Raw genomic sequence first — 25,080 nt, 5'->3', positions numbered from 1 at the left:
CCCACCCGCCGGGAGCCGCCATTGTCCGAGATCGCCGTCCGCGTCCGTACCGAGCGCCAGCGCTGGGCCGCCCCCGGCAGCCGCCACGACGCGCTCGTGCGGCTGCTCCAGGTGGTGCTGCCGATGGGGATCGGCATCCTTGCGGCGTTCCTTGTCATGGCGCCCCTGTTCATGGGCGGCGACGTGTCGTTCGTGCTCGACAAGAACAAGGTGGACATCGCCGCCGAGCGGATGCGCATCCAGGCCGCGCGCTACCGCGGCGCCGATGATAAGGGGCGGGCGTTCGAGCTCGATGCCGGCTCGGCGGTGCAGAAGAGTTCCGCTGAGCGTGTGGTCCGGCTCAACCAGCTGGCGGCGGGCATTGAGCTTCAGGACGGCCCCGCGACGATCAAGGCCGACCAGGGCCGCTACGACATGGAAACCGATCGCGTCGCCGTCGACGGTCCGATCGCCGTCCGCGCCGCCGATGGCTATGCGCTCGACACGCGCGACGCGACGGTCGATCTGCGCACTCGTCGGCTGCGGTCGGGCGGCGCGGTGACGGGCTCGACCCCGCAAGGCAATTTCAGCGGCAACCGGCTCGAAGCCGATCTCGAGGCGCGCACCGTGCGAATCGTCGGCGACGCCCGCTTGCGGATCGTCCCGAAGCGCGCAAATAGGCGCTGATGCTTCGCGCCCTCGCCCCGCTCGCACTCGTGCTCGCCGGCACGACCTTTCCTGGTATCGCGGGGGCGCAGCGGCACGACACCGCTGCACCCATCGACTTCGCCGCCAACGCGATCGAGCTTCAGGATCGCGCCAACCGCGCCGTGCTGTCGGGCGGGGTCAATATCCGCCAGTCGAACATGACGCTGACCGCCGACCGCGTGACCGTCGCCTATACCGGCCAGGTGATCGGTGGCAGCCCGCAGGTGTCTCGGCTGGATGCCTCGGGCGGCGTGACGGTGGTGCGGCCGCAGCAGCGCGCGCGCGCGCAGTACGGTGTCTACGACCTCAACCGGCGGGTCATCACGATGCTTGGCGGCGTCTCGCTCACGCAGGGGACCAACACCGTGACCGGCGGGCGGCTGTCGATCAACCTCGACACCGGGCGTGCGGTCATCGACGGCTCCTCCGTCGGCGGCGGCGCGGGCGGGACCGCGACCGACAACGGCGTGGTGCGCCAGAGCGGACGCGTGACCGGGCGCTTCACCGTACCCGAGCGTCGCTGACGTCCGACTTCGTGCCGTTCGGCGCGAAAGGTGTAACGCTACTGGAACAACTTGGCCGGAATGATTATTGTACGGTCATGTCGCCTTTCCCTGAACCGGTCCTGACCATCGAGCCCTGGGTCGAGGCGATGATCGCGGGCAGCCCGATCGCATCGGTGATCTCGAACCCACGCATCCAGGACAATCCGATCGTCGCCTGTAACGAGGCGTTCTGTTCGTTGACGGGCTATGGGCGCGACGAGATCCTCGGGCGTAACTGCCGCTTTCTCGCCGGGTCGGGAACCGAGCCCTGGCTGACCGAGGAAATCCGCTCGGGCGTGCGCGAGCAGCGCCCGGTGCTAGTCGAGATTCTCAACTACAAGAAGGACGGCACCCCCTTCCGCAACGCCGTCGTCGTCGCGCCGATGTTCGACGAGGAAGGCGCACTCGCCTATTTTGTCGGCTCGCAGGTCGAATTGGCGGAGGGCGTGCCCGGTCCCTCGACCAGCCGCCGCATCCGCGCGGCCGAAAGCATCAAGGCGCTGTCCGAGCGTCAGCGCCAGGTGCTGATGCTCGTCGCCAAGGGGCTCTTGAACAAGCAGATCGCCGGCGTGCTGGGTCTTTCCGAAAAGACGGTGAAGATGCACCGCGCGATCGTCATGGAACGCCTCGGCATCAGTCGCTCGGCGGAGATGGTGCGGCTGGCGGTCGAAGCGGGGCTGTAATCACCGTAACCCCGACTACGGTCGGGCTGACGACGGTGGTGGCTGAGGGGTCAAGCAGCTCAGAACCTGGTCGCCCCAGTGAGACTGTGGCCGTTCACAACTTGGCGCCACGCTCCGCTGCTGAGCGATCCCACTCCCGTAGGACGAAGCGCACTCACGTTACCATCCGTTGGAGCGTCTCCACCCGGTCCGCTTCCGCCGCCGGCTTGTCGCGCCGGATCCGCGCAATGCGGGGGAAGCGCATCGCGAGGCCCGATTTGTGGCGCTTCGATTCGTGGATCGAATCGAACGCGACTTCGAGCACCAGCGTCTTCTCGACCTCGCGCACCGGGCCGAAGCGCTGGACGGTGTGGTTGCGCACAAACCGGTCGAGCCATTTCAACTCCTCGTCGGTGAAGCCCGAATAGGCCTTGCCGACGGGCAGCAGTTCGCCGTCCTCGGTCCAGCAGCCGAAGGTGTAATCGCTGTAGAAGCTCGACCGCTTGCCGTTGCCGCGCTGGGCGTACATCATCACGCAATCGGCGGTCAGCGGATCGCGCTTCCACTTGTACCACAGGCCGACGCGCCGCCCCGCGACGTAGGGCGAGTCGCGCCGCTTGAGCATCACGCCCTCGATTGCCGAGTCGCGGGCACCCGCGCGGATCTCGGTCAGCGCGTCGAAGTCGGTTGCGTCGATGACCCGGCTGAGGTCGAACCGGTCGCGATCGAGGCGGGGCATGAACGCCTCCAGCCGCTGGCGTCGCTCGGCCCAGGGCAGTGTCCGCAAATCCTCCGGCCCGTCGAACAGGATGTCGTAGAGGCGGACGAACGCGGGATAATCGGCGAGCATCTTCGCCGAGACGACCTTGCGGCCCAACCGCTGTTGCAGCGCGTTGAAGCTCGCGGCCTCGCCGCCCTGCGCCTCGCCTTTCACCAGCAATTCGCCGTCGAGCACGCCCGGCGTCGCAAATGCCGCGGCGACCTCCGGAAAGCTGCCCGTCACGTCGTCGCCCGCGCGGCTGTAGAGGCGCGTCTGACCGGCGACATGGACGAGCTGCACACGGATACCGTCCCATTTCCACTCGGCGGCATAGTCGGCAAGGTCGACAGTGCCGTCCTCGAGCGGATGCGCGAGCATGAAGGGACGGAATACCGGCACGTCGGCGGCCGTGGGCTGTGCGCCCCGCCCCTCAGCCCAGTCAAACAGCTCGGCATAGGGCGGCGCGATCCCGTGCCACACCTCCTCGACGGCATCGACGTCGAGGCCGAAGGCCTGCGCCAGCGCCGTTTTGGCGAGCCGTGCCGACACGCCCACCCGGAGTCCGCCGGTCGCGAGCTTGAGCAGCGCGTACCGCTCGTCGGCCTCCAGCCGGTCGAGCATGTCGGCAAGCACGGCGGGCGCATCCGAGCGGCTGAGCGAGGCGAGCCGGTCGATCACCTGCGCGACCGTCAGCGGCTCGGCATTGTACGCGCGCTTCTCCGCGGGCTCGGGCCAGAGCAGCGCCACCGTTTCCGCCGTATCTCCGACGAAATCACGGCTCATCGCGAACAACACCGGATCGACGCGCTCGGCGATCAGCGCGCGGATCAGCGCCGGCTTGACCGCCGGCAAATCGACCTCGCCCGTCAGCGCCGCCAGCGCCCAGCCGCGATCCGGATCGGGCGTCGCACGCAGATAGTCAGCGATCAGCTTGAGCTTGGCATTGCGCGACCGCGTATAGATCAGGCGGTCGAGCAGGTCGGCAAAGGCGCGCATGACCGCCTAACGCGCGCCGGACGAAATGGTGCGGCCCGCGCTTATTTCGCTTTCCAGTAGCGCACATGGTCGATCGAGAAGCGCATCGGGAACGCGCTGTCGTCGATCCCCATCTTGCCGCCCCAGTCGCCGCCGACCGCGAGGTTGAGGATCAGGTGATAGGGCCGGTCGAACGGCCAGGCACCCTTGTCACCCGCCTGAGTGTTGGGCACGCGCATATAGGCGCGGCCGTCGATGCCGATCGTGATCGAATCGGGCCGCCAGTCGAGCTGATAGTCGTGATATGCGGTGCAGGCGTCGGGCACGCGCACCTGCGCGCCGCGCTGCGTCCCCTTCATATGGTTGTAATCGCCCGAATGGAGCGTGCCATGGACGACGCCCGCGTCCCAGCCGACCATCTCCATGATGTCGATCTCGCCCATGTCAGGCCATTTGCCGCGCTCTGGCAACAGCCAGATCGCTGGCCAGCTGCCCCGCTCGCACGGCAGCTGCGCGCGCACCGAATAGAAGCCGTAGCCGAGCGCCTCGCGGCTGACGAGCTTGGCCGAGCTGTACCCCTGCCCGCCCCAGTCGGCGAAGCGATCCTTCGACAGCGTCTCGCGCCGCGCCTCGATGACCAGCGCGCCCTTTTCGATGCGCGCATTCTCGCGCCGATCGGCGGCGTAATATTGCTTCTCGTTGTTCGCCCATCCCACCGCGTTGCGCGAGGTGTCGTAGCGCCAGACACGCGTATCGACGCGCGGGCCGTCGAACTCGTCGGCCAGATCGGGCTTGCCCGCCGGCACCGTCATGGGTGCATCGACGGTGTAGTTGGTGGCGCCCAGCGTCGCGGTCTGGAGGGCCATCGCCAGCAGGATCATCGTCATTCCTTACAACAGCTTGTCGAGCGTGATCGGCAGATCGCGCACGCGCTTGCCGACCGCGTTATAGACCGCGTTCGCGACCGCCGCGCCGGTGCCGGTGATGCCGATCTCGCCGATTCCACGTGCGCCCATCGGCGTGTGGGGATCGGGGATGTCGGTCCAGATCACCTCGATATCGGGCACGTCGAGATGCACCGGCAGGTGATATTCGGCAAGGCTGGGGTTCATGATCCGCCCAGTGCGCGCGTCGAACTGCGTCTCCTCCATGAGCGCGAGGCCGAGGCCCATGATGATGCCGCCCCTGAACTGGCTGGCCGCAGTCTTGGAATTGAGGATGCGGCCGCAGTCAAAGCTGCCGAGGAAGCGGCTTACCCTGATCTCACCGGTGACCGCGTTCACCCGCACCTCGGCGAACATCGCGGAATGGCTGTGCATCGACCAGTGCATCATCTCGAACGGCATCGACGGGGTCGCCTCCACCGTGATCGACGGACGGTTGGCCCGGGCAAGGATCGAGGCATAGCTCTCGTACGCCGCCTCGTTATCGGCGCGGCAGAGGCCCGCGTCGCGGCAGGACAGCTCATCGGGCTTGGCTCCCGCGATCGGCGAGTCGTTCCCCGCGAGCTTGACGAGCTCGGCCACGAGCGCACGATGCGCGGCGACGACCGACGCGCCGATCGAGGCGGTCTGCTGCGACCCGCCCGCCATCACCGTGCCGGGCAAAGTCGAGTCGCCATAGTTGAACGTGATCGCCGCGGGGTCGAGGCCGAGCCGGTCGGCTGCGACCTGCGTCGCAGCCGTGGCGGTGCCCATTCCCATCTCGTGCGCGGCGATGTCGACCGTCGCCCCCTCTGCGGTCAGGGTGATGCGCGCCGCGCCGCCCGGCATCCGGTAATAGGGATAGGTACCGGTGGCACAGCCCATGCCGACCCACCACTCGCCCTCGCGCCGCGACCGCGGTGCAGGCGAACGCCGGTCCCAGCCGAACCGCTCGGCCCCCAGGCGATACGCCTCGACGAGGTTGCGGCCGGAGAAAGGCAGGCCCGACACGGGGTCCTTATCGGGCTCGTTCCGGATACGGAGCTCGATCGGGTCGATGCCCGCCACCTCTGCCAGCTCGTCGATCGCGCATTCGACCGCGAAGGTGCCGACGGCCTCACCCGGCGCGCGCATGAAGGTGTTCGACAGGCCATCGACCTCGACCACCTGCACGTCGAGGAGCATTGCGCCCGCGGCATAGGCGCTACGCGTGGGCACGATGAACGGCTCGGGCATGGCGCTCGCGGGCGGCTTGGCGGTGAAGCCGGTGTGGATGAGCGCGGTGAGCCTGCCGTTCGCATCGGCGCCGAGCGCGACGCGCTGCTCGGTTTGCGCGCGTCCGCCGACGAGTCGATAGACGCCCTCGCGCGGCAGCAGCAGCCGCACCGGCCGCTCGGCGAGCTTCGCCGCGGCGGCGGCGAGCACCTGATGCTGCCACAGTCCCTTGCCGCCGAACCCGCCGCCGACGAAGGGGGAGGTCACGACCACCTTCTCCTCGGCCAGGCCGAAGATCCTGGCGAGCGTCCAAGCCTCGTGCGCGACCATCTGCGATGCGTCGTGAATGCGCAGCGTCCCGTCGGCCTCCCAGGCACAGGTGAGGCCGTGCAGCTCGATCGCATTATGGTTGTGGCGCGGCGTCGTATAGGTCGCATCGACGCGGAAATGCGCGGCTGCCAGCGCCTTCTCGGCGTCGCCGCTCTCGTTGTGGAGCGGCTGCATCATGAAGCTGCCGGGGCTGCTCCCCTTCGACTTCGCCTCAGCAAAAGCGGTGGCAGCGGGCTCCTCTGCATAGATCGCAGTGACGAGGCTCGCCGCATGGTCGGCCTGCTCCTGCGTCTCGGCGACGACCACGGCGATCGGCTGGCCGTTCCAGCGGACCTGATCGTCCTGCAGGATCGGCAGGTCGTCGCCCCACGCGGCCTTGGCCGAGGACATGAACACTGGCGGACGCTGGAGCCGCGGCGCGTTCCGGTACGTCATCACGAGGACGACGCCCGGCGCAGCCTCTGCCGCCGCGGTGTCGAGCGCGGTGATCCGGCCCTTGGCGATCGTAGCGTGCGCGAGCGCGGCGTAAGCCATGCCGGGCAGCGCGATCTCCGCCGCGAAGCGCGCCTGCCCCGCGACCTTCAGCGGCCCGTCGAGCCGAGACATCGGCTTGCCGGTGTGACCGCTCCGCCGCCGGATCAGCGGATCGGGGGTGCTGCCGGGAATCCAGCTGTCGGGGGCGAGCGCCACCGCCTTGGCGAGGGCGCCCATGGCAAGGCCCTGTGCGCGCGCTTTCGCGCCCTTGATGATGCTCATGCGCCTGCCTCCGAAAGGTCGGAAAGGACAGCGGCGATCGTCCGCCGCGCGAGTTCGATCTTGAACGCGTTGTCGCGCAGCGGCACTGCGCCCACGAGTTCGGCATCGGCGGCGGCGAGGAAGCTGGCCTCGCTCGCCGGCGCGCCGACCAGCGCCGCCTCTGCCGCATGGGCACGCCACGGGCGGTGCGCGACGCCGCCAAGCGCGAGCCGCACCTCTGCGACCTTGCCGCCCTCGACGCGCAGCGCCGCCGCGACCGAGATCAGCGCGAAGGCATAGCTCGCCCGGTCGCGGACCTTCCGATAGCGCGAGTGCGCGGCGATCGGCAGTGGCGGCAGCTCGACCGCCTTGATCAGCTCGCCGGGTTCGAGCGCTGTCTCGCGATCGGGCGTCTCACCGGGCAGCAGGTGGAAGTTGCCGAACGGGATCGTGCGCGCACCCCCCGCCCCCTCGACATGTACCACGGCATCGAGCGCAGCCAGCGCGACGCACAGGTCGGACGGATGCGTCGCGACGCACGCCTCGCTCGCGCCGAGGATCGCGTGGATGCGGTTGAACCCGCCCCGCGCGTCGCAGCCCTCGCCGGGCGAGCGCTTGTTGCAGCGCGATCCCTCGACGTCGTAGAAATAGGTGCAGCGGGTGCGCTGCATCAGGTTGCCGCCGACCGTCGCCATGTTGCGGATCTGCGCCGACGCTCCCGCGACGATCGCGCGGGTGACGAGCGGGTAGCGGGTGCGGACCAGCCCATGCTCGGCAAGCGCGGTATTGCGCACCCCCGCGCCGATCAGCAGGCTACCCTCTGCGGTTTCCTCGATCGCCTGCGACAGCCCGCTCACATCGACCAGCGCCCCGGGCGCCTCGACTCGCTCGCGCATCAGGTCGATCAGGTTGGTGCCGCCGCCCAGGAACCGCGCGCCGCCCTCGCCCAGCCGCACCGCCGCGTCCGGTGCGTCGGCGCGCGCATAGGTGAAGGGCGTCATGCCGCGGTCTCCAGTCCGAACGCATCCTCGATCGCGGCAATGATGCCGTTGTGCGCGCCGCAGCGGCAGAGATTGCCGCTCATCCGCTCGCGCAGTTCCTCGCGCGTGGCGGCGATCGCTTGCGCCGCCACGTCGGCAGTGACGTTGCTCGGCACGCCGCGGCGCAGTTCCTCGACCATCGCCACCGCCGAACAGATCTGGCCCGGCGTGCAATAACCGCATTGCAACCCGTCATGCTCGACGAACGCGGCCTGGAGCGGGTGGAGCGCGGTGGGCGTCCCCAGCCCCTCGATCGTCGTCACGCTCGCGCCGTCGGCCTGCACCGCCAGCGTCAGGCAAGACAGCACCCGCCGCCCGTCGACGATCACCGTACAGGCGCCGCACGCGCCCTGGTTGCAGCCGACCTTGGTGCCGGTCAGATGCAGATGCTCGCGCAGAAAATCGAGCAGCGACACGCGCGGATCGGCGGGCGGGGGCGCCTCGATCCCGTTGACGATCAATGCCATGCGCCTCTCCTTCGGCATATAGCCTATAGAGGCTTTGTGACGCCCGCTAGACGGGCCTTTCGCCGTCGACCTGCCGTTGACCGCTGACCGTCCAGCGCTGCTCCACGAACCGCGCAACGGCGGAGGCGAGGCCTGGCCGCACGAACAGCCAATCGCGGATCATCGGCCCCGGCTCTGCCCCGATCACCCGCTTGTAGCCGCTGTCGCCTGCGCCCCAATCGACGCGGTGGATGCCATCCTCGCGCGCGCGGACGAGGTTGCGGTAGTAGAGAAGCTTGCCCGGCGAATTCTTCGCGTAATCGGGGACATAGCTGTTGGCGATCGCGTATTTGAGGTCGCCGACATTCATGTCGAAGCTGAACGCCGCCGGCCGCCCCTCGACCCGGAGCACCGCGGCCCACATCATCTCCGCCAGCACCGGATCGGCGGCGGCGGCGCGCCAGAACGCGCCGTGGCCGGTGCGCGTGAACTTGGCATCGCGGCCGTCGGTCCGCTCGGCGATCCAGCTCGCTTCCTCGACCGCGGCGAGCGCGTCGAACGCCCCCTCGTTCCAGTCCGAACCGCTGACGAACGACCAGTCGAGCGCGCCATGCGCGCCAAGATGCTTTTCGTGGAAACGGTTCTTCTTGAGCGTCGAGAGCCTCGGGAACGGCCCCTCTTCGTCCTTGGCGGCCATGTCGAGGAGGAAGCTCGGCGCGACATCGCGCGGCATCGCCCGCCACCCCCGCGACGCCGCAGCCGCGCGCAGGAGCGCGAGCGCCGGATCGTCGTCATAGACCGGCCCGAGCCGCAACGCCCGCGCCTCGCGCCCCAGCGCATCGAGCAGCACCTCGCCCGCCTCCACCCCGGCATCCTCGGCGACGGGAAAGCTGCGCATTGGCCAATAGCAGCCGGGCACGGCGACGAGCTTGAGCAGCGACGGCCCCGCCGCGACGATGGGCAGCGTGGCGACCGCCTGCCCCTCGCGCGTCACGGTCAGCGTCCGCGCCGACCCGCCATAGGCCGCCAGCGCCGCCGCGAACCAGCCATAGCGCAGGAACCGGTGCGTCGCCCGCGCGCGCTCCGCCACGGCATCGATCGCCGCCGACAGGCCGACCACGGCCTCCACGCTGTGTGCAGGCGGCAGGCGATCGAACTCGGCGAGCGACATCGGCTTGGTCATCGCGGGCGGCATAGCGGGATTGGGTTAGCAAGTGGTGGAGAGGGATGCATGGGGCATGCCCCGCCCTTCATGAGCCCGCGCACTACGTAGGATCGACATATGGGTTCAAAGCCGGCAAGGACAGGGCGAATGGAGGGGTGGGATGATGTCACGCGGCCTAGCCTTCAAGATCATTCTGATCCTTTTCTTGGCGTTAAACCCGGCAATCGCTTTTGCCGCGTGCGAAACGGCCTCGCAGTGGCGGTTGCTCTTCGTGAACGGGCCGGAAGGCGAAGCGCTGTCAGGCAACCGCGGGCATCTTCTGAAGGCAATACGGCGCGGCAGTCCGATCCGGGTAGGCTGGGGCGAAGCGGCCGCCGACGGTAGCTGGTCGGTTGAGGAATATGCCGGGACCACCTTCGTCAACGTGATGGCGGGCGAAAACGTTGTTGCCCAGGTCGAGCCGGCCTGGATCCAGTCGCATTACACCGACGCCGCGCGCGCGGGCATCCGCACGCCGCTGACCGACTGGCATGCCGTCCTGTCAACGACCGGCCGGTTCGAGGCGGTGATGATCGACCATGGAACCGGCAAGCAGCAGCGGCTGCTGCTCCAGCGCACGACCGTTCATTGGTTCGCATTCGCCCCCGATCCCGCGTGCGACCGGCGCCCAACGCCGACTATCGCACCGAGGGGACGATTGAACCGGCTGGAACGCGACGAGCGAACACCCGCCGAGTAGAGAGCCCGCACGGCCGATCGCCAGCTAAATCACTTTTTCCATGCCGCTTTACCCACCCCTCGCCACCCCCTAACCGACCCCATGCCCGCCCCGTCCCTAACCCGCCGCGCGATCCTGGCTCAGGCGTGGCCGATCATGCTGGGGCAGGCGACGGTGCCGCTGGTCGGGATCGTCGATACCGCGGTGATCGGGCGGACGGGCGACGCGACGGCGCTCGCGGCGGTGGCGCTCGGCACCACGATCGTCAACTTTCTCTTCTGGGCGTTTGGGTTCCTGCGCATGGGGATGACCGGCCTCACCGCGCAGGCGAGCGGGGCGGGCGACGGGGCGGAGATGGCGGCCCTGCTGCGGCGCGGGCTGATCCTCGGCGGGGCGGTGGGGGCGGCGTTGTTCGTGCTCCAGCTCGCGATCGTGCCCGCCGCGCTGGCGTTGATGGCGGGCGGCGGGTCGCTCGATCAGGCGACGCGCGCCTATGTCACCGCGCGGCTGTTCGGCGCGCCCGCGGCGCTCGCTTTCTATGCCGCCAATGGCTGGCTCTTGGGGCTTGGGCGGACACGCGCGGCGCTCGGCATCCAGCTTATCCTCAACCTTGCCAATGTCGCGCTGACGACGTGGTTCGTATGGGCGCTCGGCTGGGGGGTACGCGGGGTCGGGCTCGCGACCGCCGCCGCCGACTGGATCGCGGTGGTCGCGGCGCTCGGCGTCACCCGCAGCGGCTGGCGGGGCGAGGCGGCGCGGCTGTTCGACCGCGCGGCGCTCGCGCGGCTGTTCGCGGTCAATCGCGACCTGATGATCCGCACCCTCGCGCTGCTCGCGCTGTTCGCCTGGTTCACCAATGCCGGCGCACGCCTGGGCGCGGAGACGCTCGCGGCGCAGCAGGTGCTGATGCAGTTCGTCGCGGTCAGCGCCTTCGTGCTCGATGGCTTCTGCTTCACGGCCGAGGCGCGGGTCGGCGCGGCAATCGGCGCGCGCGATCGGGCGGGGATGCTCCGCGCGGTGCGGCTGGTGGGCGAGTTCTGCCTCGGCACCGCCGCCGCGTTCGCGCTCACCATCGCGATCGGCGGCGAGGCGTTCGTGGCCCTGCTCACCACCAGCACCCAGGTCCGCGCGGTCGCCGCCGGGCTCCTCCCCCTCGTCGCCATCGTTCCGCTCATCGGCACGCCCGCCTGGCTGCTCGACGGCGTGTTCATCGGCGCGACGGCGGGCCGGGCGCTCCGCAACGCCGCGCTCCTCTCGACCGCGGCCTATGTCGCCACCGACCTCGCGCTCCGCCCGCTGGGCGCGAGCGGCGTGTGGCTCGCGCTGCTCCTCGGCTATGCCTGGCGGGCGCTCGCGCTCGGCCTCTACTGGCGCGGCCTCTTGCGCCGCCTGTCCCCCTCGCCCTAGAGGCGCGCGCGATCCCCAAGCATTCTGGAGTCTACGCCATGTCCGACCCGATCAAGCGCGTCGTCCTCGCCTATTCGGGCGGCCTCGACACCAGCGTGATCCTCAAATGGCTCCAGCAGACCTACAATTGCGAGGTCGTGACCTTCACCGCGGACCTCGGCCAGGGCGAGGAACTGGAACCCGCGCGCGCCAAGGCCGAGCTGATGGGGGTCCGGCCCGAGCACATCTATATCGACGATCTGCGCGAGGAGTTCGTCCGCGACTTCGTCTTCCCGATGATGCGCGCCAATGCCCTCTATGAGGGACTCTACCTCCTCGGCACCTCGATCGCGCGCCCGCTCATCTCGAAGCGGCTGATCGAGATCGCCGCCGAGGTGGGCGCCGACGCTGTCGCGCACGGCGCCACCGGCAAGGGCAACGACCAAGTCCGGTTCGAGCTGTCGGCCTATGCGCTCAACCCGGACATCAAGGTGATCGCCCCGTGGCGCGAATGGGACCTCACCAGCCGCACCGCGCTGATCGCCTTTGCCGAGGCGCACCAGATCCCCGTGCCCAAGGACAAGCGCGGCGAGAGCCCCTTCTCGACCGACGCCAACCTCCTCCACACCTCGTCCGAGGGCAAGGTGCTCGAGGATCCATGGGACGAGGTGCCCGATTACGTCTATTCGCGGACGGTGAACCCGGAGGATGCGCCCGACGCCCCCGAGTTCATCACCATCGACTTCGAGCGCGGCGACGGCATCGCGCTCAACGGTGAGGCGATGAGCCCGGCCACGCTACTGGCGGCGCTCAACGAGCTCGGCCGCAAGCACGGCATCGGTCGCCTCGACCTCGTCGAGAACCGCTTCGTCGGCATGAAGTCGCGCGGCATGTACGAGACGCCGGGCGGTACCATCTACGCCCTCGCGCACCGGGGCATTGAACAGATCACCCTCGACCGCGGCGCTGCGCATCTCAAGGACGAGCTGATGCCGCGCTATGCCGAGCTCATCTACAACGGCTTCTGGTTCGCGCCCGAGCGCGAGATGCTGCAGGCGGCGATCGACCACAGCCAGGAAAAGGTCGCGGGCACGGTCCGGCTGAAGCTCTACAAGGGCGGCGCGTACGTCGTCGGCCGCAAGTCGCCGAACACGCTCTACAGTGAAAAGGTCGTGACGTTCGAGGACGATGCCGGCGCCTACGACCAGCGCGATGCGGCGGGCTTCATCAAGCTCAACGCGCTGCGGCTGCGTTTGCTCGGCCGCCGCGGCGAGGGTTGAGCCGCACCGCCGCCCCGGCCTGATGCCGGGGCGGCGGACGCCCGATCAGATCCCCCCTTCATCCAGACTGAGCAGCGACGCATTGCCGCCCGCACTGGTCGTATCGACCGACACTGCCCGCTCCGCGCAGAAGCGCGGGAGGTAGTTCGGCCCGCCTGCCTTCGGCCCCGTGCCCGACAGACCCTCGCCGCCGAACGGCTGGCTGCCGACGACCGCGCCGATCATCGAGCGGTTGATGTAGAGATTGCCGACATGCGCCTTCGCCTCGGCGATCTCGGCCGAGCGGGCGATGCGGCTGTGCAGGCCCATCGTCAGCCCGAACCGCTTGGCGTTGACCCGCTCGATGGTCTTCGTGAGCTCGCCCGCGGGCCAGGTGGCGACGTGGAGCAGCGGCCCGAACCACTCGGTGTTCAGCTCCTCGATCGCGTTAAGGCGGATTGCAGTCGGCGGCACGAAGCGGCCCTCGGCGGGCACGTCGATCGTCGCGATCCACTGACTGCGCACGCTCTCGCGATAGGCCATCAGCTTCTCATAGGCGGCATCGTCGATCACCGGCCCGACATCGGTGCGCGGGTCGCCCGGATCGCCGACGCGCAGCAGCTGCATTGCGCCCTTCAGCATCTCGAGGATCGGCTCTGCGATCTCCTCCTGCAGGATCAGCAGGCGAAGCGCCGAGCAGCGCTGGCCCGCCGAGCGGAAGGCGCTCGTCACCACGTCCGCCACCACCTGTTCGGGGAGCGCGGTCGAATCGACGATCATCGCGTTGACGCCGCCAGTCTCGGCGATCAGCGGCACGATCGGGCGGTCCTCGCCCTCCAGCAGCGAGCGTGCGATCCTCTTGGCAGTCGGGGTCGAGCCGGTGAACGCGACGCCGGCGATGCGGGGATCGTCCGTCAGTGCCGCGCCGACCTCCGGCCCGCCGGTCACGAGCACCAGCGCGTCGGCGGGGACACCCGCTTCATGCGCCAGTTCGATCGCACGCGCAGCGATGCCCGGCGTCTGCGGCGCGGGCTTCGCGACGACAGTGTTGCCCGTCACCAGCGCCGCCACGTTCTGGCCGGTGAAGATCGCGAGCGGGAAGTTCCACGGCGCGATCGTCGCCCAGGTACCGCGCCCGCCCATGCGCAGCTCGTTGCGCTCGCCGGTCGGCCCCGGCAGCACGCGGAGGCCGAGGATTCCACGCGCCTGCATCGCATAGTAGCGGCAGAAGTCGGCCGCCTCGCGGATTTCGCCGAGCGCGTCGGGGATCGTCTTGAACGCCTCCTTCACCGCATAGGCCATCAGCTCGATCCGGTTCGCTTCGAGAAGGTCGGCATAGCGTTCGAGGATCGCAGCGCGTTCTTCCACGGGCCGCGCATTCCATGCCGGAAACGCCCCCTGCGCCTTGGCGATGGCGAGGCCGACCTCGCTGCCGCCGGCCGTGCCGACATGCGGCACCGGCGCTACGGCGATCGCATCCGCCGTCGTCTTCAGGATCGCGCGGTCGAACAGGTCGATGCCCTCGCTGTTGCCCCACGCGCCGAACAGGTCCTTGGGCAGCGGGATCGACGGGTGGCGCGTGCCGCCCACCTCGGCGATCTTCTCGACCGGATCGGCGAGCAGCTCCTCGTCGGTCAGATGCTCGTCGGCGAGCTGGTGGACGAAGCTGGAGTTCGCGCCGTTCTCCAGCAGCCGGCGGACCAGATAGGCGAGGAGGTCGCGGTGCCCGCCGACCGGCGCATAGATGCGGCAGTGATAGCCCTCTTCGCGCACCAGCCGCTCGTAAAGGCCCTCGCCCATGCCGTGCAGCCGCTGGAACTCGAAGTCGCGCGAATCCCCCGCCCATTCGAGGATCGTGGCGACGGTCAGCGCATTGTGGCTGGCGAAGGCCGGGCGGATATGCACCGCGTCGAGCATGTCGCGCGCGCAGGCGAGATAGGAGACGTCGGTCGCCGCCTTGCGCGTGAACAGCGGATAGTCGGACAGGCCCTCGACCTGCGTCCGCTTGATCTCGCTGTCCCAATAGGCGCCCTTGACCAGCCGCACGTTCATGATCCGGCCAAGCGCATCGGCCCAGCGGATGACGGCGCGCGCGCGCTTGCCATAGGCCTGCACCGCCATGCCATAGCCGTCCCAGCCGGCAAGCTCGGGCCGGCGCGCGACCGCGCCGATGATCTCGAGGCTCATTTCCAGCCGCTCGCTCTCCTCGGCATCGACGGTCAGCGCGATGCCGCGCCCCGCCGCTTCGGTAGCGAGTTGCGCCAGCATGTCGATGAGTTCGGGGACGCACGTGTCCCACTGGCCGACCTCGTACCGGGGGTGGAGCGCCGACAGCTTGACGCTGACCGAATGCCCCGCCGCCGGATCGCTGCCGACCGCGCGGATCGCGCCGACATAGGCCTCGAAATAACGCTCGGCATCGGCCTTGGTTCGTGCCGCTTCGCCCAGCATGTCGAAGCTGGCAGTGAAGCCGCGGTTCTCGGGCTTGCGCATCCGCCGCATCGCTTCGTCGATGGTGCGGCCCATCACAAAGACCTCGCCCATCATCCGCATCGCTGCGCCGACCGCCTGCCGCACGAAGGGCTCGCCCGCGCGCGCGATCAGCCGCTTGAGCGCGCCCGCCGCCCCCTCGCCCACCAGCGCGCGGCCGACGACGAGGCCCCAGGTCGCCGAGTTGACCAGCGCCGAATTCGACTTGCCCGTGTGCGATCGCCAGTCGGCGTCGCCGAGCTTGTCGGCGATCAAGAGGTCCGCGGTTTCCGGATCGGGCACGCGCAGGAATGCCTCGGCGAGGCTGAGCAGCGCCACGCCCTCCGACGAGTTGAGGCGATATTCCTGGAGGAACTGATTGACCCACCCCTTCGTCTGCGCCGCGCGCAGGTCGGCGATCAGCCCGGCGGCATGGCCCAGCACCCGCTCGCGCGAATCGGGGGTCAGTCGCGCACGGTCGAGCAGCACTTTTAGAACATCGGGTTCGCTCGCGCGGTGCAGCTTTGCCAGCGCATCTCGGGCGGGTGACGTTAGGGCCATCTGCATTTTCGTGTTTCCGGTTTCTTTGGGCTTGCGAGCACGCCCGCCTCGCCACTAGATGATGGCGCGCGATATGCGCCAAAGCCTGCGGAGAGGGAATGCCCGTCGCCATCGAACAGCGCGCCAAAGAGGTCGGTACGGTCCGTACGTCCGATTGGGTGCGCGTCGATCAGGCGATGATCGACGCTTTCGCCGAGGCGACCGGCGACCGTCAGTTCATCCATATCGACCCCGAACGCGCGGCGCAGACCCCGTTCGGCGGCACGATCGCCCATGGTTTCCTCACGCTCTCGCTGATGCCCCTGCTGGCCGAGCGGACCGAGGGGCTGGACATGGCGGGCGCGAAGATGGGCGTCAACTATGGCGGCAACCGCGTCCGCTTCCTGACGCCCGTCCGCTCCGGCAGCCGCGTACGCGGCCATTTCAAGCTGCTGGAGCTCACCGAGAAGCGGCGGGGCCAGTGGCAGCAGACCACCGAATTCACCGTCGAGATCGAGGGCGAGGGAAAGCCCGCGCTCATCGCCGAATGGATCAGCCATATCTTCGTTTGAACGACCAGAAGGAACTGCCATGCGCGCCGCCGTCATCGTCTCCACCGCCCGCACGCCCATCGGCCGCGCCTATCGCGGCGCGTTCAACAACCTGCCCGCGCAGACGCTCGGCTCCAAGTCGGTCGAGGCCGCGGTCCAGCGCGCCGGGATCGAGGGCGCTCAGGTCGACGACGTCATCATCGGCGCCGCGCTGCAGCAGGGGCATCAGTCGACCAACGTCGCGCGCCAGATCGCGCTGCGCGCCGGCCTGCCCGTCAGCGTCGCCGGCATGACCGTCGACCGCCAGTGCGCCTCGGGCCTGATGGCGATCGCCACCGCCGCCAAGCAGATCGTCGTCGACAACATGGACGTGGTCGTCGGCGGCGGCGTCGAATCGATCAGCCTCGTCCAGACGCCGCAGATGCGCATCGCCCCCGATCCCGAGCTCTTGGCGATGCACAAGGACGTCTACATGCCGATGCTCCAGACCGCCGAGACGGTGGCCAAGCGTTATGGCATCAGCCGCGAGGCACAGGATGAATATGGCCTCCAGTCGCAGCAGCGCACCGCCGCCGCACAGGCCGCAGGCAAGTTCGACGACGAGATCGTCCCCGTCACCGCGACGATGAACGTCGTCGATAAGGCAACGAAGGAAGTCAGCCAGAAGGAAGTCACGCTTTCCAAGGACGAGGGCAATCGCCCCGACACCTCGGCCGAGGGGCTGGCCGCGCTCCAGGCGGTGCTGCCCGGCGGCGTCATCACCGCGGGCAATGCCAGCCAGCTGTCGGACGGCTCCTCGGCAAGCGTGCTGATGGAGGAGAGCGTCGCGGCGCGCCACGGCCTCACCCCGCTCGGCCGCTATGTCGGCATGGCGGTGGCGGGCACCGAGCCCGATGAGATGGGCATCGGCCCCGTCTATGCGATCCCCAAGCTGCTCGAGCGCTTCAACCTCAAGATGGACGATATCGGCCTCTGGGAGCTCAACGAGGCGTTCGCGGTGCAGGTGCTCTATTGCCGCGACAAGCTCGGCATCCCGAACGAGCTGCTGAACGTCAATGGCGGCGCGATCTCGATCGGCCACCCTTACGGCATGTCGGGTGCGCGGATGACCGGCCACGCGCTGATCGAGGGCAAGCGCCGCGGTGCGAAGTACGTCGTCGTGACGATGTGCGTCGGCGGCGGCATGGGTGCGGCCGGCCTGTTCGAAGTTCTTTGAGCCGGACGGGAGGGGATCCAACCCCTTCCGTTCATCCTGAGTAGCGGCTGAGTACCCTGCAGCGACATAGCGAAGTCGCGTGTCGAAGGACTTGGGTCAGGCGCAATGCCTCGATACGAGCCTTCGATGCGCGACTGCGCCGGTCCTCGGCACGAACGGATTATTTGCGAGCTAGGACCTCAAACTGCGGCGCGCCGCCCGAACCCCCCGCCGGGCTTGCGCAACACCAGCGGGTTGGCCTCGCGCTCGAGCAGCGTCAGCGTCTGCTCGAACAGCGGACGCAGCTTGACGACCGCTTCGAGAATCAGGTCGGGCGCGTCGCGGCGCTCGACGCAGTCGCGCGCCGCGACCTCGATCGTTTCGGCGAGGTCGGCGAGCGGGTCGGCGCCGAACTGGCGCGCCTCGCCCTTCAGCGTGTGAGCGGGGACGACAAGGGCCACGGCAGACCGGGCGCGCATCGCCGCCTCGATCGCATCGACCGACTTCAGCCCGTCTTCGCGGAAATAACCGAGAATGCGCACGAAATTGGCGCCCAGTTCGGCACGCGCCTGGGCATAGCTCGGCCAGTTCACCAGCGATCGGTCGTCGACCGACATCGTCATCTTCGCGCCTCCCACGCCCGCGGCGCGGGCTTTCACGCACCTGATCTAGCCTTTAGGCGGTAAAAGAGCGGTTACGAAGCGGCAGACCCGATACGGAAAAGGTCGGGCGCGATCGCTTCGAAACCAAGTCCTTGCGCGGCGGCAAGCGCGGCGAGTTCGCGCGCGGCGGCGGGGTCGTCGGCGCGCACCTCGATCGCCGCCGCCTCGCGTAACGCCCGCGCCGCGCGCAGCGCCGGCCATGGACAGCGCAGCCCCCGCGCATCTACCTCGATCATGGGTCGAACGGGTTCTTGGGCGCGCGCAGGTTGAGCCGCACCGGCACCGCGCCGAAATCGAACTCGCGGCGCAGGCCGTTGATGAGGTAGCGGCGATAGCTTTCGGGGAGCAGATCGACGCGCGTGCCGAACAGCACGAAGCTGGGCGGGCGGGTGTTGTTCTGGGTGATGTAGCGCGGCTTGATCCGCTTTCCGCCGGGCGCAGGCGGCGGGTTGGCCTCGATCGCGCGCTCGAACCAGCGGTTGAGCGAGCCGGTCGAGACGCGCCGGCTCCACGCCTCGCGCGTCTCGAACGCGACCTTGAGCATCGTGTCGAGGCCCTTGCCCGTCGCCGCCGACACGGTGAGCAGCGGCACGCCCTTCACCTGCGCAAGGCCGTCGTCGAGCGCCTGCTTGACGCCGTTGAACAGGTAGGAGGCGTTCTCGGCCACGTCCCATTTGTTGAGCACGATCATGATCGCCCGCCCCTCGGCGATCACCTTGTCGGCGATCTTGAGGTCCTGGCCCTCGAGGCCCTTGGTGGCGTCGAGCAGGATGACGACCACCTCGGCGAAATCGATCGCGCGGAGGGCATCGGCGACCGACAGCTTCTCCAGCTTCTCCTGCACCTTGGCGCGCTTGCGCATGCCGGCGGTGTCGATCAGGCGGACGCGCCGACCCTGCCATTCCCAGTCGACGGCAATCGAATCGCGGGTGATTCCCGCCTCCGGCCCGGTGATCAGCCGATCCTCGCCCAGGAGCTTGTTGATGAGCGTCGACTTGCCAGCATTCGGGCGGCCGACGATCGCCAGCTTGAGCGGCGCGTCGGGGCTTTCGGGATCGTCGATCTCGACCTCGAGGTCCGGGCGATCGATGTACGGGCGCAGCGCATCGAACAGGTCGGCGATCCCCTCGCCATGCTCGGCCGACAGCGCGATCGGGTCGTCGAAGCCCAATGCCATCGCCTCGTAGATGCTCGATTCGGCGAGCCGTCCCTCGGCCTTGTTTGCGGCGAGGATGACCGGCACGTCGGCAGCGCGCAGCCAGCGGCCGACCTCCTCGTCAAGTGGGGTCAGGCCCTGGCGTGCATCGACGAGGAACAGCGCGACATCGGCCTCGCGCAGCGCCGCCTCGGTCTGCTGGCGCATCCGGCCGGGCAGGCTGGCGGCATCCTCATCCTCGAACCCTGCGGTGTCGATGACGCGAAAGTCGCAGCCGAGCAGGCTCGCCTCGCCCTCGCGCCGGTCGCGCGTCACGCCGGGCTGGTCGTCGACCAAGGCCAGCTTCTTGCCGACCAGCCGGTTGAACAGCGTCGATTTGCCGACATTGGGGCGGCCGATGATGGCGATGGTGGGAAGCGGCATGAGGGGCTTTCGGTCAAAACGCGAGTGCTCCCGCGAAGGCGGGAGCCCAGGGTCACAAGCGGCTCGCCTGCGGCTCTAGGCTCCCGACTTTGCGGGAGCACGGAGGATTTGCACTAACGCATCGGACGCCGATGCGACAGGCGTTTAACGATATGCGCTGAGTTCACCCTCATCGCTGAGCACGTAGAGGGTCGAGTTCGCGACCACCGGCGGCAGGGTGAAGGTGCCCTTTGTCTCGATCCGCGCGCCGACGCTGCCGTCGGCGGGATTGACCGCGGCGATGACTCCTTCCGAGCTCAGCACCCACAGGCGGTTGCCCGCCAGCACCGGGCCGACCCAGCTGATCGGTCCCTTCTTCTTCTTTTCGTTCCGCCAGCGGCCAAGGTTGCCGATCCAGCGCACGCGGCCGGTGCCGCGCGCCATCGCGAACAGCCGCGCCTCGCTGTCAACGACGAACAGCCACTCGCCCGCCACCCAGGGGGTCGAGATACCGGCGATATTCTGTTCCCAAAGTCGCTGACCGCTGACGATCTCGAGACTGACCATGCGGCCGCCCTGCCCGACGGCATAGACGCGGCCCTGATCGATCACCGGCTCGGCATCGATGTCGGCGAGTGCCGATACCGAAGTGGACATGCTGGTCCGCGACAGGCTGTCGCCCCACAGCGTGCGGCCATTCTCGTAGCGATAGGCATTGAGTTCGCCCGAACTGAAGCCCGCGACCACCGTTCCCTGCGCGATCGCCGGCGCGGCGACACCGAACACACCCTGCGCCTCGAGGCTGCCCGACTGTGTCCACACGGTCTTGCCGTCGGCAGCGTTGAGCGCGAACAGCTGGTTGTCCTGGCTGAGGACGAAGATGTCGCCAAGGCCCACGCCCGGCGCGCCGCGCAGCGGCCCGCCCGGCTTGGCACGCCAGATCTCGGCGCCGTCGGCGGTGTTGAGTGCCACCACGTCGCCCAGGCCGTTGGTCGCATAGAGGCGGTCGCCCTCGACGCTCACCCCCCCGCCGAAGCGGGCGGGCGCGTTACCGTCGCCCTTGGCGGTCGGCGCACGCCACGCCGTCGCGCCGGTCGCGGCGTCGATCGCATGGACCACGCCGTCGACGTCGACGACATAGAGCCGGCCGTTGGCGACGACGGGTGCGGCGCCCAGCCGGACGCGCGTATTGCCGCCGGGAATGCGCACGCTCCACGCGCGCGTCGGCTGGTCGGCAAGGGCGAGGTGCCCCATCGACTTCGACGCGCTGCCGCCGGGCTGCGTCCACGCGTCGTTCGGCGCGGCGGCGGGCAGCAGCACGTCCTGCCCGGCGAGCGCCGGATCGACGTCGGTGCCGTTTTCGGCCACCAGGATCGGCACGCGATTGCCGACGACGGGCGTCTTCTTGTCGCCGCCCTTGAAGATGCCGCAGCCGCCGAGGGCGGTCAGCGCCAGCGCCGCGAGCGGCAGCGTCAGCTTCTTGTTCATTCGGCCTTCTTCTTTTCCTGATCCTGGGTTACGGCATCGACGCCGAGTACGCCCGCCAGCTGAACCGCGCGTTGACGGATGGTCTGGGGTACGCTCTCGGTCCCGGCGATCTCGCCGAACAGCTTCCCGGCCTCGGCGCGCTTGTTCATGCGGATATAGGCGACGCCCACCATCTCGCCGGCGCTGCCGAACCATGGGCTGTCCTTGGTCGCGAGGCTGCCCAGCCGCTCGACCACCTTCGCAGGTGGGAGCGTGTCATATTCGGCCGCGGTCTGGCGGACGAGCGCAAGGTCGCGATAGGGCTGGTCGAGCTTGGTGTCGGCGGCGATCGCGGCGAACTTGGCCGCGGCACCCTTCAGGTCGTCGGCCTGGAGCAGCACGTCGCCCTCGACGAAGCGCGCCATCGCCGAATATCCCGCGCGATCGCTCTTGGCGAGTTCGGCGAGCGGGGCCTTGGCGGCGGCGGCGCGATTGGCGCCGAGATCCTCGAGCGCCTTGGCATAAGCGACGCCTTCTTCACCCGCCTTTACGGTCTGGCGATGCTGCCAGTAGAACCAGCCGCCGAGCGCCGCGATCGCAAGCACGACGGCCACGATGATCCAGCGGCCATAGCGGGTCCAGAAGCTGGCCAGCTGCTCGCGGCGCAGCTCCTCGTCCACCTCGCGCATGAAGACCGCATTGTTCTCGGGGGGTAGCGCCAAGTTAAACTCCGTGGGGATCGTGCGGCGGCGGACCTTAGCGGCGGCCGGAGCGAAACGAAATGGTTGACTGTTCTGCACGTCGTCCCGGACTTGATCCGGGGTCCCCTGCCTCGGACGAATATCGAGCGGGACCCCGGATCAAGTCCGGGTGACAAAGGCGCATATTCTACTGCTTGTTCGCCACCTCGGCCGGATAGAGCTGCTCCGGCCCGGGGAAGGCCCGGGACCGCACCTCGACCGCATAGGTTTCGACCGCGGCGGAAATGCGGCCGGCCATATCGTCATAGCGCTTCACGAAGCGCGCAGTGCGGTCGAACAGGCCGAGCATGTCCTCGGTCACGAGTACCTGCCCATCGCAGTCGGCCGAAGCGCCGATGCCAATGACGGGACAGGCGACTGCGGCGGTAATTTTCTTGGCCAGCGGCTCGACCACCCCCTCGACCACGAGGGCAAAGGCGCCCGCCTCGGCGATCGCGCTGGCATCGGCCAGGATCTTCGCCTGCTCGGCCGCATCGCGCCCGCGCGCGCCATAGCCACCGAGCGCGTTGACCGCTTGCGGCGTCAGGCCGACATGGCCGATGACGGGAATGCCGCGCTTCGTCAGGAAGGCGACGGTCTCGGCCATCGCCGCGCCGCCCTCCAGCTTAACCGCCGCCGCACCGGTTTCGGCCATCACCCGCGCTGCGCTCGCGAATGCCTGTTCGGGCGAGCCCTCATAGCTGCCGAACGGCATGTCGATGACCACCACCGCATGATAGCTGCCGCGCACCACCGCCGCACCGTGCGCGATCATCATGTCGAGCGTGACCGACAGGGTCGAGGGCAGGCCGTAGATCACCTGCCCCAGGCTGTCGCCCACCAGCAACAGATCGCAATGCGCGTCGAGCAGCTGCGCCATCCGCGCGGTATAGGCGGTGAGCATCACGATCGGCTCGCCGCCCTTGCGCCGCTGGATCGCGGGCACCGTCAGCCGGCGCATCGGCGCGGGCGTCGGGTTGGCGCGACTTGTTGCCGTGTCGAGGGTGAAAGTCGTGGACATGCGCGCGCGCTCTACCCCCGGCGGGGCCCGGTGGAAAGCCCGCTTACCGGAGCCAGCCGCGCCGGATGCCGCGCGTCGAGAGCCAGACGCCGAGCAGCGTCACGCCCAGGATCACCAGCGGAAACGGTAACACCGTCGCCGCGCCCTTGGCGGCGATCAGGTCGGTCACGGCGAACACCCAGCCAAACTGCACGACGACGGCAATCAGCGACACGATGTAGAGCGGCCGCGCGACCCGTCGGCGCAGCATCAGCGCGAGCGCGCCGAAAAACCCGGCCCACACCGCCGCACCGTAAACCCAGATGAACCACCCGGGCCGGGACACGAAGAAGTTGCGATCAAACTCGCTCATCGTCGCCAGCCGCGTCTCGTTCATCGTCGCGTCTCGGTAAAAGGCGAACAGCCCCGCCGCACCGAACAGCAGCAGTAGGAACGCGACGAGTACCAGCCATCGCGGCGGCGCCTGACGGATATAGGCTGCCAAGTCTTGTCCCCTCCCCGATTATTTGGTGGCAAGAGGCTAACTTACTGTCGCGTTAAGGGCAAATCTGCGCCTCGCGTGATCGCAGCGCCTCGTCCCACCGGTCGGGCGCGAACCCGACCAGCAACCCGCCGTCATGCTCGACCACCGGCCGCTTGATGAGCGAAGAATGCGTCGCCATCAGCGCGACCGCCGCATCGAGATCGCCGACCACCCGCTCGCCCTCGGGCAGCTTGCGGAACGTGGTGCCCGCGCGGTTGAGCAGCTTCTCCCAACCCACTTGCCCGGCCCAGTGCCGCAGCCGGTCCGGATCGACGCCGGCCTTCTTGTAGTCGTGGAAGGCATATTCGACCCCCGCCGCCTGCAGCCAGGCGCGCGCCTTTTTGACGGTATCGCAGTTGGGAATGCCGTAGAGGTTGATCGTCATTGGGTGCCCTTGGAACGTCGCCGCGGTGAGTAGCGGCTTGCGACTGCGAATACAGCCCGTCATTCGACTTGTGCGACAAGGTGCTGCGGAAGCGCCTTCGGGACAGACGATCGTGGCGGCGACCAATGCGGATCGCGCGACCTTGCATTGGGAAGGTAATGACGGCCTCATCGTGCAGGTCTGCGGGGCAACGGCATATGACGTGAAAGCGCGCCACTCACGCGAACCAGCGTTCAAGCACGATGGCACCGAAAATGCGATCCGAGTTGAGGCGGTCGCGATGACGGCCGTCCGGAATGGTCGGCAGCTATGTCATGCTTCCGACGCCGAACAAGCAGCAAGCTGAAAACGCTAGGCGCGAGCCCGCCCGCCCTAAAGCGCCCGCGCCAGCCGCTCGATCATCACCCGCGCGGGACTCGCGGCCGGGGTCACGCTCGCCTGGGCGGTATCGAGCTGCGCGACTCGCCAATGAAGGCGGCTGCTCGCCTCGACCAGTGAGCGGGCGCGCGGGGGTAGAGTCTCGACCGCCGCCGGCTCGCTCGCGGGCGCATCGCCCAAGCGGCGCGAGCCGTCGAGCGCGTCGACCGCGCTCAGCTCGCCCGCCATCACCGCGCGCTGGGTCAGGAGCCAGGCGATGACGTGCATCAGCCGCGTCGTGATCTTGAGCGATTCGCAGGAGAAGGACACCCGCGCCAGCGGCGCCAGCGCGTCGCGGTCGGCACGGCCCGATTCGTCGAAATAGTCGCGCGCCTCGTCGGCGAGCAGCATCGCCTCGGTATAGAGCGAGTCGATCAGCCGGCGTTCGAACCGGGCGGCACTTTCCCCTTGCATCGCGCATCGATGCCATAGCCGCGCGGCCGATAAAATCTCCGATTGGGCGGGCCGTCGCGCGATGTCCCGAACTGGCGCGGGTCAGGCGATGATGTCGGGAACGAGCTCGTCCTCGATCATCGCGATCTCGTCGCGCAGGCGCAGCTTGCGCTTCTTGAGCCGGGCGAGCTGGAGCTGGTCGATGCTCCCCGCCTCGCGCAGCGCCGCGATCGAGTCGTCGAGGTCGCGATGCTCGACGCGCAAGAGCTCGAGTCGGCGGCGCAGTTCGGCGTCGTCCATGCGCGCTTGGTCC

General features: G+C 68.7%; 26 protein-coding genes. 9 read left to right on the top strand and 17 right to left on the bottom strand.

Annotation, left to right across the window (positions count from 1 at the left end):
• Nucleotides 1-21: 21 nt before the first annotated feature.
• From lptC to COC42_RS14540, 3 genes are all read left to right on the top strand, one after another.
• Nucleotides 22-666: an LPS export ABC transporter periplasmic protein LptC gene (gene lptC / locus COC42_RS14550; RefSeq protein ID WP_176484696.1), complete on the top strand. Its 645-nt coding sequence runs from the start codon at nucleotides 22-24 to the stop codon at nucleotides 664-666.
• Nucleotides 666-1,211 (top strand): LptA/OstA family protein, encoded by a 546-nt coding sequence (locus COC42_RS14545; protein ID WP_096343991.1) that lies wholly within the window; start codon nucleotides 666-668, stop codon nucleotides 1,209-1,211. Before lptC ends, COC42_RS14545 begins: the two co-directional genes overlap by 1 nt.
• Nucleotides 1,212-1,288: 77 nt before the next feature.
• Nucleotides 1,289-1,915, top strand: a complete 627-nt coding sequence (locus COC42_RS14540) for a PAS domain-containing protein (RefSeq protein ID WP_245844167.1) — start codon at nucleotides 1,289-1,291, stop codon at nucleotides 1,913-1,915.
• A 154-nt stretch (nucleotides 1,916-2,069) separates the two neighbouring features.
• Here the strand turns inward: COC42_RS14540 and COC42_RS14535 are convergent, their stop codons facing one another.
• The 6 genes from COC42_RS14535 to COC42_RS14510 are packed head-to-tail and all read right to left on the bottom strand — an operon-like array spanning nucleotide 2,070 to nucleotide 9,501.
• Nucleotides 2,070-3,650, bottom strand: coding sequence for a cisplatin damage response ATP-dependent DNA ligase (locus tag COC42_RS14535; RefSeq protein ID WP_096343990.1), 1,581 nt, complete (start codon nucleotides 3,648-3,650; stop codon nucleotides 2,070-2,072).
• A 41-nt stretch (nucleotides 3,651-3,691) separates the two neighbouring features.
• Nucleotides 3,692-4,510, bottom strand: coding sequence for a glycoside hydrolase family 16 protein (locus tag COC42_RS14530; protein WP_245844165.1), 819 nt, complete (start codon nucleotides 4,508-4,510; stop codon nucleotides 3,692-3,694).
• Between the two features lie 9 nt (nucleotides 4,511-4,519).
• Nucleotides 4,520-6,853 carry a xanthine dehydrogenase family protein molybdopterin-binding subunit gene (locus tag COC42_RS14525; RefSeq protein WP_096343988.1) on the bottom strand — a complete coding sequence of 778 codons (2,334 nt, stop codon included), beginning with the start codon at nucleotides 6,851-6,853 and terminating at the stop codon, nucleotides 4,520-4,522.
• Nucleotides 6,850-7,833, bottom strand: a complete 984-nt coding sequence (locus tag COC42_RS14520; RefSeq protein WP_096343987.1) for an FAD binding domain-containing protein — start codon at nucleotides 7,831-7,833, stop codon at nucleotides 6,850-6,852. Before COC42_RS14520 ends, COC42_RS14525 begins: the two co-directional genes overlap by 4 nt.
• Entirely contained in the window at nucleotides 7,830-8,339 is a 510-nt protein-coding gene (locus COC42_RS14515; protein ID WP_096343986.1) for a 2Fe-2S iron-sulfur cluster-binding protein, read from the bottom strand. The genes COC42_RS14520 and COC42_RS14515 overlap by 4 nt, the downstream gene beginning before the upstream one ends.
• A gap of 46 nt (nucleotides 8,340-8,385) precedes the next feature.
• The gene (locus tag COC42_RS14510) at nucleotides 8,386-9,501 is read right to left on the bottom strand and encodes a GNAT family N-acetyltransferase (protein WP_096344233.1); all 1,116 of its coding nucleotides are present in this window, start codon (nucleotides 9,499-9,501) and stop codon (nucleotides 8,386-8,388) included.
• Between the two features lie 142 nt (nucleotides 9,502-9,643).
• Between COC42_RS14510 and COC42_RS14505 the strand changes: the two genes are divergently transcribed.
• From COC42_RS14505 to COC42_RS14495, 3 genes are all read left to right on the top strand, one after another.
• Nucleotides 9,644-10,222 carry a hypothetical protein gene (locus COC42_RS14505; RefSeq protein WP_096343985.1) on the top strand — a complete coding sequence of 193 codons (579 nt, stop codon included), beginning with the start codon at nucleotides 9,644-9,646 and terminating at the stop codon, nucleotides 10,220-10,222.
• 81 nt (nucleotides 10,223-10,303) lie between these two features.
• On the top strand, nucleotides 10,304-11,608 hold the full coding sequence (locus COC42_RS14500) for an MATE family efflux transporter (protein WP_096343984.1): 1,305 nt from the start codon (nucleotides 10,304-10,306) through the stop codon (nucleotides 11,606-11,608).
• A 38-nt stretch (nucleotides 11,609-11,646) separates the two neighbouring features.
• Nucleotides 11,647-12,867: an argininosuccinate synthase gene (locus COC42_RS14495; protein ID WP_096343983.1), complete on the top strand. Its 1,221-nt coding sequence runs from the start codon at nucleotides 11,647-11,649 to the stop codon at nucleotides 12,865-12,867.
• Nucleotides 12,868-12,912: 45 nt separating this feature from the next.
• Here COC42_RS14495 and COC42_RS14490 read toward each other — a convergent pair whose 3' ends face one another.
• Entirely contained in the window at nucleotides 12,913-15,876 is a 2,964-nt protein-coding gene (locus COC42_RS14490) for an L-glutamate gamma-semialdehyde dehydrogenase (RefSeq protein WP_425442857.1), read from the bottom strand.
• A 98-nt stretch (nucleotides 15,877-15,974) separates the two neighbouring features.
• Between COC42_RS14490 and COC42_RS14485 the strand changes: the two genes are divergently transcribed.
• Both COC42_RS14485 and COC42_RS14480 read left to right on the top strand, forming a co-directional pair.
• Nucleotides 15,975-16,427, top strand: coding sequence for a MaoC family dehydratase (locus COC42_RS14485; RefSeq protein WP_096343981.1), 453 nt, complete (start codon nucleotides 15,975-15,977; stop codon nucleotides 16,425-16,427).
• Between the two features lie 19 nt (nucleotides 16,428-16,446).
• Nucleotides 16,447-17,622, top strand: a complete 1,176-nt coding sequence (locus tag COC42_RS14480) for an acetyl-CoA C-acyltransferase (protein ID WP_096343980.1) — start codon at nucleotides 16,447-16,449, stop codon at nucleotides 17,620-17,622.
• Between the two features lie 179 nt (nucleotides 17,623-17,801).
• Here COC42_RS14480 and COC42_RS14475 read toward each other — a convergent pair whose 3' ends face one another.
• The 8 genes from COC42_RS14475 to COC42_RS14440 form a co-directional block, all read right to left on the bottom strand.
• Nucleotides 17,802-18,224, bottom strand: a complete 423-nt coding sequence (locus COC42_RS14475; protein WP_425442856.1) for an Hpt domain-containing protein — start codon at nucleotides 18,222-18,224, stop codon at nucleotides 17,802-17,804.
• A gap of 71 nt (nucleotides 18,225-18,295) precedes the next feature.
• Nucleotides 18,296-18,499 (bottom strand): sulfurtransferase TusA family protein, encoded by a 204-nt coding sequence (locus COC42_RS14470; RefSeq protein ID WP_096343979.1) that lies wholly within the window; start codon nucleotides 18,497-18,499, stop codon nucleotides 18,296-18,298.
• Nucleotides 18,496-19,842, bottom strand: a complete 1,347-nt coding sequence (der, locus tag COC42_RS14465) for a ribosome biogenesis GTPase Der (RefSeq protein WP_096343978.1) — start codon at nucleotides 19,840-19,842, stop codon at nucleotides 18,496-18,498. Before der ends, COC42_RS14470 begins: the two co-directional genes overlap by 4 nt.
• Nucleotides 19,843-19,986: 144 nt before the next feature.
• Nucleotides 19,987-21,309, bottom strand: a complete 1,323-nt coding sequence (locus tag COC42_RS14460) for an outer membrane protein assembly factor BamB family protein (protein WP_096343977.1) — start codon at nucleotides 21,307-21,309, stop codon at nucleotides 19,987-19,989.
• On the bottom strand, nucleotides 21,306-22,010 hold the full coding sequence (locus COC42_RS14455) for a tetratricopeptide repeat protein (protein ID WP_096343976.1): 705 nt from the start codon (nucleotides 22,008-22,010) through the stop codon (nucleotides 21,306-21,308). Before COC42_RS14455 ends, COC42_RS14460 begins: the two co-directional genes overlap by 4 nt.
• A gap of 166 nt (nucleotides 22,011-22,176) precedes the next feature.
• Nucleotides 22,177-23,049 carry a 3-methyl-2-oxobutanoate hydroxymethyltransferase gene (gene panB / locus COC42_RS14450; RefSeq protein WP_096343975.1) on the bottom strand — a complete coding sequence of 291 codons (873 nt, stop codon included), beginning with the start codon at nucleotides 23,047-23,049 and terminating at the stop codon, nucleotides 22,177-22,179.
• A 43-nt stretch (nucleotides 23,050-23,092) separates the two neighbouring features.
• A complete protein-coding gene (locus tag COC42_RS14445; RefSeq protein ID WP_096343974.1) occupies nucleotides 23,093-23,533 on the bottom strand; it encodes a hypothetical protein in 441 nt (146 codons plus the stop codon).
• Nucleotides 23,534-23,585: 52 nt separating this feature from the next.
• Entirely contained in the window at nucleotides 23,586-23,957 is a 372-nt protein-coding gene (locus tag COC42_RS14440) for an arsenate reductase (protein ID WP_096343973.1), read from the bottom strand.
• Between the two features lie 112 nt (nucleotides 23,958-24,069).
• Here COC42_RS14440 and COC42_RS17510 point away from each other — a divergent pair, with 112 nt between their 5' ends.
• Nucleotides 24,070-24,303 carry a hypothetical protein gene (locus COC42_RS17510; protein ID WP_141395857.1) on the top strand — a complete coding sequence of 78 codons (234 nt, stop codon included), beginning with the start codon at nucleotides 24,070-24,072 and terminating at the stop codon, nucleotides 24,301-24,303.
• Between the two features lie 26 nt (nucleotides 24,304-24,329).
• On the opposite strand, the gene COC42_RS14435 is transcribed toward COC42_RS17510, so the two are convergent.
• On the bottom strand, nucleotides 24,330-24,788 hold the full coding sequence (locus tag COC42_RS14435; protein WP_096343972.1) for a DUF1465 family protein: 459 nt from the start codon (nucleotides 24,786-24,788) through the stop codon (nucleotides 24,330-24,332).
• Between the two features lie 81 nt (nucleotides 24,789-24,869).
• A complete protein-coding gene (locus COC42_RS14430; RefSeq protein ID WP_096343971.1) occupies nucleotides 24,870-25,067 on the bottom strand; it encodes a YdcH family protein in 198 nt (65 codons plus the stop codon).
• Between the last annotated feature and the right edge of the window lie 13 nt (nucleotides 25,068-25,080).

The organism is Sphingomonas spermidinifaciens (assembly GCF_002351485.1).
Lineage (GTDB): Bacteria > Pseudomonadota > Alphaproteobacteria > Sphingomonadales > Sphingomonadaceae > Sphingomonas > Sphingomonas spermidinifaciens.
Note: the sequence above shows the minus strand (reverse complement) of the source record. Positions and strands in the feature narration are given on the sequence as shown.